The organism is Desulfosporosinus sp. Tol-M2 (assembly GCF_059735615.1).
On sequence record NZ_JCAIJG010000168.1, the window covers coordinates 5,606 to 17,231 of the forward strand.

Below are 11,626 nucleotides of genomic sequence, written 5' to 3' on the forward strand. Positions count from 1 at the left end.
TAGAAGGTGCCGACAGAAGGCGCCGACAGAAGGCGCTAGTAAAGATTCGGGTATAAGTGCATATTGAGGATGTTCCCATTTTTTGAGCAGGCACAAAAATAGCCTGCTCTTTTGCTAACTTGTCACACTTTAAAAAACTTGTACATAACATGAAGTAACAATAATCCCCAAAGCCTATCCCAAACTTCTTATCTTATGTCGCCACATTGTGGCAAATGAAAAGGAAGGGGAGCAATCATATGTTATTTAGATTACGAGGGATTATTGTAGGTTTATTTGACAATTATCCAATCGGTACCCGTTTGGGAATAGGCACAGATTCAAGTTATTGGGTTGGCCATTTTGGCGGAATACGAGATGGAGTTGCATTATTGACCAAGGCTCAACTCTATGCCAACATGGGAAAACCAATCGATGGAATCCGTCCGCTAGTTCGAATCCCAATCTGTCAGATTACGTTTGTGTCTGAATAATCTTTGTTTGAACTAGGGGCAGAGTCTTTCCATGGGTTTCCCTTCAAGTTTTAAAGGTTGTTGTGCCATAGGAAATGGCATGGGGATTGATAACAATCCACCATGCCATTTTTTGAACGTCAAAATCGGTCTATGAACACCAACTGGACTTATTGAATAAGATAAACAATTGACGTAGTCCATCATATCTTAATATAGATAAACTATTTACTGGTTCTTATCAAATGAAGGAGGTGGGGATCCTATGAAAAAGAAATATGTTACTGTCCGGCTATTTAAGAATCACAGAGCGGCAGATGGTCAGATCACTAATGAAGAATTACACGACTCGATTCAACAACAAGCAACAGAAGCTATGAATAATTCACAGGAAAATAATGACACGATCGAGTCTTCGGTAAATCAGAATGAATCTTCCCTACTACAAAAATTACTCAGCGTTATCCAAAGAGCGTTAAAGGTACTCGGTTTTGAGCGCAAAGGTTAGTCTTTTCTGATCTATTTAGGTGGAAGCAACATTACACCAATGTCAAAACCCGCTGTTTACCGGTCATGGGCAAACACGCGGGTCTTTTGTCATGTCTGATACCAACGCAATCCAAGGAACATTTACGCCAACGCATGATGTGCACTTAGATGTTTAGGCTAGCTGCTTATCACTGTCAACATAACCTGTTCCGTTAAACGTTTAGCGATCTGATCGAAGGCTGGGGCTGGATAATCTTCGATTTTACCGGCATCCGATAACTCAGCCAATAGTGGGTCAATGGCAAGTTCTCCCAAGTAAGGGATAGCATTTCGTTTCGCTTCTTCCTGGCCCTTTGGTTTCCCGAAAATTTCTATCCGATTCGTACAATCCGGACATTGCACATACGCCATATTTTCAATCAGCCCGTAAATTGGGGGTTGATATTTTCGGACCATTTTAATCGCTTTCCGAACAACCATATTCGCCAGTACCTGCGGGCTGGTCACGATAACGACTCCATCTACAGGTAACGTCTGGAATACCGTGATCGGTACATCCCCCGTCCCGGGAGGCAAGTCGATCAACAGATAATCCAGCTCACCCCAAATTACGTCAGTCCAAAACCTCTTGACGAGTTGGGCAATCATTGGTCCACGCAAAATAACCGGGTCATCTTCGGCTTCTATCATAAGATTTAACGACATTATTTGAATACCGGCCCGGCTTTTTAAAGGAAGAATACCCGTATTATTGACCCCGACTCTTCCCGTTACTCCAAAGATTTTCGGAATACTTGGGCCGGTTATGTCCGCGTCTAAAACCCCTACTTTATACCCTTGATGCCTCAGACTCACGGCTAACATACTTGTGACAGAGGATTTACCTACTCCTCCTTTGCCGCTCATGACAGCAATCACTTTGCCAACATGGCTCGCTTTTTGAGCCTCTGAAACTTGTGGTTCACTGGAACAACTATCAGTTGTACATGTCCCAGCTGCCGAACAGCTATTACACGACTCGCTCACGGTAGTGCCTCCCTTTTAATCAACTTCATTCCCCAATTGTATAGGGAACTAATCAGGATTCATCTTACTCCCCCGATTCTTGCTTTGTCAAGTTTTCCCTGGAGGGTGTTAGCAGCCCGAGCTGTACAGCTTATTTACGGTAAAGTTTCTTGTATTGTGCATAACTTTTCATGACACGTCCTACATAATCCCGGGTTTCCTTAAATGGAATATCCTGTAAGCGAATATTATTCCGGTCAAGCTGGCCGTTATTAATCCATTCCTGGACATGTCCTCTTCCACCGTTGTAGGCAGCGGTGACTAACATCGTATTATTGGCAAACGCTCTTTGCAAACTAGCTAAATACCATGTTCCGTATTGAATATTTTTCTCTGGATTGAGTAAATCCTCTTCATTAAATGTTTTATCTCCCAGACTTTCAGCGATCGATTGTGCCGTACCAGGCATTAGCTGCATTAACCCTTTTGCACCTTTAGGTGACTCGGATTGCGAAAAAAACTTACTTTCTTCCCGGATTACGGCAACAACAAGCAGCGGGTCAACTCCGTACTGTTCGGCATATTTTTCTATGATCGCCCGATTGGGGTAGGGATAAATCATCTTCTCCAGGAATGGAATGTTCAATATACTAAAAACCGCCAGGATTGCAATTCCCAAAAAAATAAATAATTTCTTGCCCATGGTCCGATGCTTCTTCCGCTTTTTTACCATCACATTTCCCTCTTCACGTTTATGGATGGATGTATGGATGAACATTCAATCATTCACATTTACTTAAATTATATTGCATCGCCTCAACGATTATTAACCATATGTTTTTCCCATATTTCCTCAAGCTGCCGCTCCGTCTCCAACTCGCTTCCAGAGTTATCAATAACTACATCTGCTTGCTGACGCTTTTCATCTAACGACCCTTGGGCAGCAATACGGTCTTCCACCTCAGCCAGACTTAACTTGTCCCGCTCAAGAACGCGTAAAATCTGAAGGTCCCGTGGCACCCACACAACCCAGACTTCGTCGACAAATTCCTCAAACCCTGTTTCCATGAGCAAAGGTACGTCCCAGACGCAAAATTTTGCTCCCGCAGCCTGAAGCGCTGCTTGTTTATCCTTCATACACTCTACCACGCGCGGATGCACGATGCGCTCAAGGCGCTTACGCGCATCTGCATCACGGAAAATCCGAATACCAAGTTTCGAACGATTAATTTCCTGATTATCTCCAAGGATCTCAGGCCCAAATTCATGGACCAGTTTTGATATGGTCGACAGATCCGATTGGAACAAACGGTGAACCGTTTTGTCAGCATCCAACACAGGAACCCCCTGCTTTTTAAACCACTCTGCAACCATAGATTTGCCGCTTCCGATCCCACCTGTAAGCCCGATAATATACACATACCTCACCTCGAATCAATTAACCAGGCCGAGCAAAATTAAACAGCTACCGGTAAATATTCCGCTTTGGCAGTCCGGTTTTCTGGTATTTTGCCAGCCATCTGTTGACCTACGCATAACATTATAATCCAGGTTAATGCCACTTATGATGAACTACTCGCTCACGTCAATCCATTCCTCTAAGACACTATCTCGGCGTTTCTTGATTGTTTCGCTCTCTTCATGCAGTTGCATCGTTAATTCATAATTACTATCCGCTGAAGCGAGTTCTGATTCCAGGACACGGAGCGCCGACTCTAACTCTTCGATTTCCAGCTCCAGTTGCTTCAGCCGCTTTTTTTCCCGCGCCAGATTACGGGTTTCCTGCCGGTCTTGGCAACCCGGCTTAGCACTTCGTTCGACCGGGGTGACGATCGCTTCCTCTTGTTGTTTATATTCCTTAAAACCAGTGTAATCTCCTTCGTAAAGGAGAAGTCCCTGGGTCGTAAGTTCCGCGATCTTATTGACGATTTTATCCAGAAAGTAACGATCATGGGAAACAACGAGCACGGTGCCATCATAGTCTAAAAGGGCTTCTTCAAACACACCACGGGTTTCCGCATCAAGATGATTGGTCGGCTCATCCAATAATAATAAGTTCCCCTGCTCGAGGAAAAGTTTGCATAAAGCCAAACGACTCTTTTCCCCTCCGCTCAACACAGAAATGCGTTTGAAAACATCATCATTTCGAAAACCATACCGGGCAAGTAAACTTCTGATTTCTAGGTCTTTCAACCTGGAGACATTTCGAATTTCGTCTATGATCGTTCCGGAATCGCGCAAATTCTCATGTTCCTGGGAATAATAAGCGACTTTTACATTCGCCCCTAAGCGTATCGTTCCCGCAAAAGAGACCTGATTGAGAATCGCCTTGAGAAGCGAGGTTTTACCAATCCCATTTTTGCCCAACAAGGCAACCCGGTCTCCTCGTCGTAAATTCAATTGAACGTTCTGAAAAAGAGTACGCGCCCCAAAGGTAATGGAAAGATTCTCAAGCAAAAGAACACGATCTCCACTACGGCCTCCACTTTGTAATGTCATAGAGAGTCCATGGTCTGGCTTGGTGACCTGGATCGGTTTAAGCTTCTGAAGTTGGCTCTCCCGGCCACGGGCCTGTTTGGAATTAACCCCCGCCTTATTTCTGCGAATATACTCCTCAAGTTTGGCAATTTTATGGGCAAGACGTTCGGCTTCACGGCCTATTGTCTTATTTTCCAGGATCTTTAGTAATTCGTATTCAGAATAATTCCCGCTATACCCTTTTAGTCCCCCGTTTTCCAGGCAAAAAACCCGGGTCACGGTACGGTCCAAAAAGTAACGGTCATGAGAAACAATCAACAGGGCACCCGGATAATCCCGTAAATACCCTTCGAGCCACTCCAGAGCCCCGATATCCAAATGATTCGTAGGTTCATCCAAAATCAAAAGTTCGGGCGACCTGAGCAACAGCTTACCCAAGGCCAGCCGCGTCTTTTGCCCCCCGCTCAACGAGGTGACCAAGGAGCTCATCTCCGCTTCCAGCCCAAGTCCCGCCAGGATTCTCCGAACCAAGGCCTCGAGGGCATATCCCCCCTGGCCTTCAAAAACTTCAGTTAAAGCCGCATATTGCTCCATGACTTTCTCACTGGGGGTGAGCGCCATCTTTTCCTCTAATTCACGCAGCTGTGCCTGCATTTGCATCAAATCCGCCCGTTCCCGGAGCATACACTCAAAGACGTTCCCCTCATCTTCGACAACCGGCGTTTGGGGAAGGTACCCGTAGGAGCCAAGAACTTGTACTTCTCCGTTTTCTAAACGCACATCCCCTAAGAAGGCCCGGAGCAGTGTAGTTTTACCTGCACCATTCGGGCCAACCAGCGCAGCTTTTTCCCCCTGTTCCAAAGCAAAACTGATCCGCCGAAAAAGCGGTTCTCCGGAAATATCAACGCCGCAATCCCGGCAAAATAAAACACTCATTTCTCAAGTTTGCCCCTTTATCAAGCGTCAGTGTCTCTGCATCCAAAGGCGATAAGTGTTCTGTCAACCATCAATCTTTCGCCTTTAAACTATATCATACCCCCTGCTCTCGAACAAACGCCAGAAGTCACTCATTAGACCTCGCCGCAAAAAAGAAATTATTGTATTTTCATAGCATTCATACTAATAATCTATTTACTGTTCGGAAATAATTACTATAGACTACTATACTAAAGTAATGGAGGACTAAAAAATGGAACATCCGAATGCATCTTCCGTTTTGTCACAAGACAAAGTCTTTGCTCAAGCGAAAAGTATTGTTTATTACGTTCTTGGTGTCTTGGAAATCTTATTAGGGTTTAGATTTATTTTTAAACTATTAGCCGCGAATCCAACAAGTGGATTTGTCTCAATGATTTACGCGATTACCAACGTGTTATTGGTCCCCTTCACAGGGATATTCCAGACAGCTGTTGCGCCCATGAATGGTATCCAGGCTATTTTAGAACCGGCAACACTTGTAGGAATTGCAGTTTATGCTGTAATAGCTTGGGGAATTATTAAGTTGATTGGGGTAATTAGAATAAACAATTTGGAAAAGCTTTAACCTTTCCTTGAACTCACGTAATAATTATGCTTTTTTGCTTAAAAGCCCGGCAGAAGCAATAAACTTAATAGCCTCTTCGGCAGATACTTCGAGCTGTTGAACTTTCTGTTCCGGTACAAGAATCAGATTCCCGGCCCATTGCATTGACTGCATTAAGTAGACTGCCACGTAACCCTTTGGAATAAATGTACTTTCTTCGTCATTCGTTAGAAATCCCAAAAGCTTAAGCTCATTGGACATATTTACAACTACTAAACGGGACAAGCCCTTTTTGTTCGCTGAAAAGGAATTCACCGTATCTTTAACGATCGCATAGATATTACCAAAAAGTGGTATTTTGGTAAAGATCCTGTCAAAATAATTCAGGAATCTGTTCGAGAACCAATTTGAGGCCAGTAAACCTACCAGAAAGATTACGGCAAGTGTAACAATCACTCCGAGCCCAGGAAAATATAAGCCGGCACGCTCCAGTAAACCTTTGAATAATCCATCAGTTACCAGAAACATTTTATACAGAATGTAGAATGTAATCGCAATTGGGATTAAGACTAAGAGACCCTTCAGGAAAATTCCGATAACTTTTTTCAAATTTACTCCCCCAATATCAATAAAATAACCAAACAGCTTGATTTCTCATCAGACGGATCGTATGCGGGCAATCCGGCGCATAACATCAGCTTTAATCTTGTGCAGAGTATCCTCTGCCTCTGAGAGAGTGTTTGACTTGATTGAAAAGTAAAATTTTATTTTGGGTTCCGTTCCCGAGGGGCGTACCATGACAAATCCCCCACCATGAAAGGAAAATCGTAAAACATTCGAACGGGGAAGCGTGAGGGGATATGTTAGTCCTGTCGAACTATCTTTACCGATACGTTGTTCATAATCATCGAATTTCTTAATCTTAGTCCCGCCCAGTTCCCGGATTTCTTCCTGACGAAGTGAATCCATGATCTTCGCCATCTCTTCTTTTCCTTGAATGCCCTCCAGGGTGAGGGACTCCTGGTCCTCAAGGTAATAGCCAAATTGTTGATATATACTTTCAAGGACATTAAAAAGGTTACGTCCTTCAACCTGTTGATAATAAATGGCCGCTTCCGCCAAGAGGACAGAGGCAATAACTGCGTCTTTATCCCGGACAAAATCCCCGGCAAGATACCCATAACTCTCTTCGAAGCCGAACTGAAAGGTTCCCCATCCACTTTCTTCCATTTCTTTTTCCTTTTCGGCAATGAATTTAAACCCGGTCAGCACATTTTCTACACGGACATGGAAATACCGGGCAACCTCATCCGCCAAATCGGTTGAGGCGACTGTTTTGATGATCGTGGCGTTTCCCGGAAGGATTCCTAAGGCCTTTTTTTGAGATAGGATATAATAGGTTAACAAAACTCCAATTTGATTTCCGGTGAGCTGAGTAAAGTCCCCTTGAGGATCACGCAAGACCACGCCTAAACGATCAGCATCCGGATCTGTTGCCAGGAGAAGATCGGCTTGTATTTGGGTTCCGTATTTCCGGGCGAGTTCGAACGTCGCCGGAATTTCTGGATTTGGGTAAGGGACAGTTGTAAATTCCTGGTCAGGGAGCTCCTGCTCGGGTACAACGGTGACCGAACTGAAACCAAGTTCGGCCAAAGCCCTGCGGACAAGGATGTTTCCGGCTCCGTGCAGAGGCGTATAAATAATCCGCAGTTCTCCCCCCTTTTCCCGGTCAAGTTCCGGGTGCAGAGCAAGTTCCAGGACCTGAGCAAGATAAAGTTGATCGATTTCCTCCCCTATGATTTCCAGCAAACCGCTGGCCTTAGCCGCCTCCAGCGGCATGGGTTCCAGCCCGATCCAATCTTCCCGCGCTTTAATACGCGCAAGGATTTGATCCGCATGCTCCGGAGGAACCTGTCCGCCGTCCTCCCAGTATAATTTATAACCGTTATACGCTTTAGGATTATGACTGGCCGTCACCACAATTCCTGCCAGAGCATGCAATTGCCGTACGGCAAAAGAAAGCTCCGGAGTAGGACGAAGCGCATCAAAGAGATAGGCCTTAACTCCGTTCCGGGCAAGAATCAAGGCTGCTTCAAGAGCGAATTCCGGTGAGTATTTCCGTGAGTCATAGGCAATAACCACCCCCCGCTTCATACCCTCCGGCCCCTGATCGCAAACACATTCAGCCAAACCCTGGGTTACTTTCCTTATTACATATTTGTTCATACGATTAGTGCCTGCTGCCATAATTCCTCTTAAACCACCGGTACCAAATTCCAAATCCGTATAGAAGCGGTCCTTAATTTCTTGCGGTTCAATCACTTGCCCCAGCTCTTGCCGTATTTCTTCATCAAAGTAGGAGTTTTCTGACCAGAAGCGGTAGCGATCTTGAAAGTTCAACCTGACTTACCTCCTATCATTTTTGTCTTCATAAAAAACAGATTCCTCTTGGATAATGTTCCCTTTTATGTGAGTATAACATACTCCGCCTGACTAGTAAAAATTAGCAACCTAATCTCGGACTAAGTCGCTATAACCGGAAATAATGACCCCCATAATTCCAAGGTCTGGATGAACTCTTAAGTTATGTTAGAAACATATCCGGTTCCAAAGATAAAAGCGAGCTTCTTATCTTATTAAGATTAAGAAACTCGCTTTTATTTTTGGCTTTTGTGAATTGATCAATACTACTACGAACATTCCCCCAAAGCTGGAGCATACATTTAGTCAACTAATCTTGAAGAAGCAGCCTCAGGTATTACAAAATTTGTTGGAACTATACCATTCCATATATCATATACACAGTTAACTGTTAATGTAAGCGTATTATCCGCATAATTATCAAAAGTACATTCCAGAAGAACCATTTGGCTTAAATCTATTACATCTCCTTCTTTTAATTTATCATCACCACTACCATATAAATATTTGTATGTTCCATCCGCCAACATGACTTTTCCTTGATTAGCGGTATCATTAATGATATTGCTTTGTAAACTGAAAACATATACAGTTTCATTTTCATGATTTTGATAATATATTTCCAGGTTATCTTTTAATTTTTCCGGGCCATTGGCAACTACACCCTTTTTTAAGGTTATACCGTCGCTATAGTGAACTTTAAAATAAGCATCGGATTCAAGGCTGTTTATAACTTCGTAATCATAGGGATGTATACTTTCAAAATCTCCGGAAGTTGTCTTTTCCCAGGACTCTATCTGTGGATTTGGAGCATTTGCATAATCTGCATCAGTATAATCATCATCCAGGTTGATAAAAGGTAATGCTTCTCCAGCCCAGTGGGAATTTTTTTTGGCAATCGCATATGCTGATACATCTGTTTGCGTAAAGCCCAAAACTTGGGCAAACGTATGAAAAATTGTTCTTGTACATTCAACCTTAATCTTAGTGGAATCACTATTATAAGGAGCCGTGACCGTGGTTTCCGATTCTTCAACCCCATTCATTTCCGCATAATTTTTGGCAGTATCCGCAGGATCGTTGGCAGTTCCCAAATCCTGTGCTCCGGCCAAAGCTGCTGCATCGGCAGCATTCTGTAGTTTGGCCTTCGCAAGAGCCACATTACCTATATCCACGGCGAAAGCAGCAAAACCCATTAAAACCACCATTAATAAAGCTGCCAGTACTATTGCTTGACCATCTTCATTTTTAGCTATTTTTATAAGCTTTTTCATCTAATTCCCTCTTATTACTTATTCAGCCTCATCGGCTTCTTTATCGGCAGGCAGCCGCTTTTCAATATTCCTTTTCAGTTCGATCACTGTTTGATATTTATCCTCAGGAAGTTGCTTTTCCGCAACATCTTTTTTGTATTCAAGGTCATTTATATTGCGATAAATTGTACGAAGATCGCCAGATTTTTTATCTTTATCAAGCAGCTGTTCCAGAATAGAAATTGTAGTATTTGCTTCATTTAGCTTATTTATTGCTGAAAGTTTCTCCATTATAATATCGGAGCGTTCACGAACATGGGCAATAGCTTTCTTATATTCCTCTTCAAGTTGATTGGTTAATGCCTGGTTGGCCGCAAATAATTTGTCATTCTGTCCGTTCATTTCTTGCAGGTTCAGTGACAGAGAATGAGCCTTTTGTTTTACTAACTCGATCTGATTCTTGAGGGTTTCAATGGCTTGATCCTTCATATTGCTGTCGGAAATCAATTTCGCATTCAGGTCACTCAGAGATGCAAGCTGTTCCAGAAGGTTATTGACTTTAACCTTTGTTTGCGCCAACTCCCCGCTGGACATGAGTTCAGTGAGGTAATTGTTCTGATCCAACTGAGTTTCCAGTTGGCTGTAGGTATCCGTAACAATGTCCCGCTGTCTTTTCGTCTCGATCTTTTCCGCCATCACCAGCTGCTTCTGAGCAGCAATTTCCTGATTGGCCTGTTCCAGCTTGGTCTTCAAATCCTGGTTTGCAGCATTCAGACGGTCCAACTGGACATGAAGACCCTCTCTCTCATGCTGATTCTTTTTGATCTCACCTTCCAACACGGAGTTCTTGCTTTTCAGCCCAATGACATCCGCAACTGTGAAGTCTTTGTTTTCGTATTCAAAAAGGCGGATGGATTCTGAGAGATTTTCATAATTGCTTTCCACTGTACTAAGACGGGATTGCAAAATGTCATTGCCTTTTTTCAAGGCTTCTTTTTCGTCGTGTAAAATCTGCATATTGCTTGAAAAAGTCGCTGCCGTTATCTGCTGCTGCTTTCGCAGACGGCCCAGGTACTCTAAAACAGATTGCTTGGTATAGCCCCCCAGGCTTTTTTTTAAATACTGATTCAGATCTATTTCCTCAGTTTTCACCCGCAGCTGTTCAACAATACTCTTGCCATTATCCACATTCAACTCTTTGAAATCAAATTCTGATTTGCTTTCAGATTCCGGTTTGCCGTCTGATTGAATAGCTGTCATCATGAATCCTCCCATTATTGCCGATAATTACGCTTCAATACTGATCTGTGTTCCTGCACTGAGGCCTTGTCCGGACCCGGCTGGAAGTTCCAGGACATGTTTGGCTTTTTTTACAAAACTGCCAATGTGCCAGGGCTGAATCGTTTCGACATAAAGCACCTCCATAAACTTAGATAAATATACCACATCAATAGGAAAGTGCATAAAAAAGCAGTGGACAGAAGAGCAATTTTTAAGCAGTAACCCTTGCCCGCCACCCAGGCTCTTTTGCCCCATCAGGCCGACAAATCTTTGAAAGAAAGTATCTGCAGACTTTACCTGATCCGCCAATAGCAGTTCATTACCATAAATAAACATGGTGTCCCCCTCTTCTCCAGCTCAGCGAATTATCCTCAACTTCGTGGGCTTTATTTAAATTGGTTGTAGATATTAACAGCTGCAGGGCCCAGCAGTGCGATAAAGATCACCGGAAAGATAAATAAAGTCATAGGGATCAATATTTTAACCGATATCTTCATGGCCTTCTCCTCGATCTTGTTTCTGCGCGCCTGGCGGATAACTTCCGCCTGTGACTGCAACACATTTTTAATGGAGATCCCCATCTGACCGGCCTGTACCACCGCCCGGGCAAAGGACTGCACCTCTTCGACCCCACTTCGTTCCCCTAAGTCCAACAAGGCTTCCCTGCGTGTCCTGCCCATCGTCATCTCCCTATACGCGATGCTCAGTTCATCCACCAGGGGGCC

The 11,626-nt window shown here is 43.7% G+C and carries 13 protein-coding genes; 3 read left to right on the forward strand and 10 right to left on the reverse strand.

The window, feature by feature from the left end; all coding sequences use genetic code 11:
* The first annotated feature begins 239 nt into the window (after window positions 1–239).
* Window positions 240–473: a hypothetical protein gene (locus AC6I5A_RS12600; RefSeq protein ID WP_034616572.1), complete on the forward strand. Its 234-nt coding sequence runs from the start codon at window positions 240–242 to the stop codon at window positions 471–473.
* A 244-nt stretch (window positions 474–717) separates the two neighbouring features.
* Window positions 718–960, forward strand: coding sequence for a hypothetical protein (locus AC6I5A_RS12605; protein ID WP_034616576.1), 243 nt, complete (start codon window positions 718–720; stop codon window positions 958–960).
* 158 nt (window positions 961–1,118) lie between these two features.
* On the opposite strand, the gene AC6I5A_RS12610 is transcribed toward AC6I5A_RS12605, so the two are convergent.
* The 4 genes from AC6I5A_RS12610 to AC6I5A_RS12625 form a co-directional block, all read right to left on the reverse strand.
* Complete coding sequence (locus AC6I5A_RS12610) at window positions 1,119–1,967, reverse strand: Mrp/NBP35 family ATP-binding protein (RefSeq protein ID WP_034616578.1); 849 nt, start codon at window positions 1,965–1,967, stop codon at window positions 1,119–1,121.
* A 130-nt stretch (window positions 1,968–2,097) separates the two neighbouring features.
* Complete coding sequence (locus tag AC6I5A_RS12615; RefSeq protein WP_034616581.1) at window positions 2,098–2,679, reverse strand: lytic transglycosylase domain-containing protein; 582 nt, start codon at window positions 2,677–2,679, stop codon at window positions 2,098–2,100.
* A gap of 83 nt (window positions 2,680–2,762) precedes the next feature.
* A complete protein-coding gene (gene coaE / locus AC6I5A_RS12620; protein ID WP_034616583.1) occupies window positions 2,763–3,365 on the reverse strand; it encodes a dephospho-CoA kinase in 603 nt (200 codons plus the stop codon).
* 153 nt (window positions 3,366–3,518) lie between these two features.
* The gene (locus AC6I5A_RS12625) at window positions 3,519–5,360 is read right to left on the reverse strand and encodes an ABC-F family ATP-binding cassette domain-containing protein (protein ID WP_034616587.1); all 1,842 of its coding nucleotides are present in this window, start codon (window positions 5,358–5,360) and stop codon (window positions 3,519–3,521) included.
* Between the two features lie 253 nt (window positions 5,361–5,613).
* On the opposite strand from AC6I5A_RS12625, the gene AC6I5A_RS12630 reads away from it, so the two are divergent.
* Complete coding sequence (locus AC6I5A_RS12630) at window positions 5,614–5,967, forward strand: YggT family protein (RefSeq protein ID WP_052168083.1); 354 nt, start codon at window positions 5,614–5,616, stop codon at window positions 5,965–5,967.
* 24 nt (window positions 5,968–5,991) lie between these two features.
* Here the strand turns inward: AC6I5A_RS12630 and AC6I5A_RS12635 are convergent, their stop codons facing one another.
* The 6 genes from AC6I5A_RS12635 to AC6I5A_RS12660 all read right to left on the reverse strand — a co-directional run.
* Window positions 5,992–6,555 (reverse strand): DUF502 domain-containing protein, encoded by a 564-nt coding sequence (locus AC6I5A_RS12635; RefSeq protein WP_034616590.1) that lies wholly within the window; start codon window positions 6,553–6,555, stop codon window positions 5,992–5,994.
* A 48-nt stretch (window positions 6,556–6,603) separates the two neighbouring features.
* Window positions 6,604–8,346 (reverse strand): phospho-sugar mutase, encoded by a 1,743-nt coding sequence (locus AC6I5A_RS12640; protein ID WP_034616592.1) that lies wholly within the window; start codon window positions 8,344–8,346, stop codon window positions 6,604–6,606.
* A 323-nt stretch (window positions 8,347–8,669) separates the two neighbouring features.
* Window positions 8,670–9,641: a pilus assembly protein TadG-related protein gene (locus tag AC6I5A_RS12645; RefSeq protein ID WP_052168084.1), complete on the reverse strand. Its 972-nt coding sequence runs from the start codon at window positions 9,639–9,641 to the stop codon at window positions 8,670–8,672.
* Window positions 9,642–9,659: 18 nt separating this feature from the next.
* Complete coding sequence (locus tag AC6I5A_RS12650; RefSeq protein WP_497900741.1) at window positions 9,660–10,883, reverse strand: coiled-coil domain-containing protein; 1,224 nt, start codon at window positions 10,881–10,883, stop codon at window positions 9,660–9,662.
* 24 nt (window positions 10,884–10,907) lie between these two features.
* Window positions 10,908–11,237 carry a DUF192 domain-containing protein gene (locus AC6I5A_RS12655; RefSeq protein ID WP_034616599.1) on the reverse strand — a complete coding sequence of 110 codons (330 nt, stop codon included), beginning with the start codon at window positions 11,235–11,237 and terminating at the stop codon, window positions 10,908–10,910.
* Window positions 11,238–11,287: 50 nt separating this feature from the next.
* A partial coding sequence (locus tag AC6I5A_RS12660; protein WP_034616604.1) for a type II secretion system F family protein occupies window positions 11,288–11,626 on the reverse strand: 339 nt, incomplete at its 5' end.

Excerpts from the sequence above, each read along its gene's own strand:
- AC6I5A_RS12600 (WP_034616572.1), top strand. The coding sequence starts at position 240 with ATGTTATTTAGATTACGAGGGATTATTGTAGGTTTATTTGACAATTAT.
- AC6I5A_RS12605 (WP_034616576.1), top strand. The coding sequence starts at position 718 with ATGAAAAAGAAATATGTTACTGTCCGGCTATTTAAGAATCACAGAGCG.
- AC6I5A_RS12615 (WP_034616581.1), bottom strand. The coding sequence starts at position 2,679 with ATGGTAAAAAAGCGGAAGAAGCATCGGACCATGGGCAAGAAATTATTT.
- AC6I5A_RS12625 (WP_034616587.1), bottom strand. The coding sequence starts at position 5,360 with ATGAGTGTTTTATTTTGCCGGGATTGCGGCGTTGATATTTCCGGAGAA.
- AC6I5A_RS12630 (WP_052168083.1), top strand. The coding sequence starts at position 5,614 with ATGGAACATCCGAATGCATCTTCCGTTTTGTCACAAGACAAAGTCTTT.
- AC6I5A_RS12645 (WP_052168084.1), bottom strand. The coding sequence starts at position 9,641 with ATGAAAAAGCTTATAAAAATAGCTAAAAATGAAGATGGTCAAGCAATA.
- AC6I5A_RS12650 (WP_497900741.1), bottom strand. The coding sequence starts at position 10,883 with ATGATGACAGCTATTCAATCAGACGGCAAACCGGAATCTGAAAGCAAA.
- AC6I5A_RS12655 (WP_034616599.1), bottom strand. The coding sequence starts at position 11,237 with ATGTTTATTTATGGTAATGAACTGCTATTGGCGGATCAGGTAAAGTCT.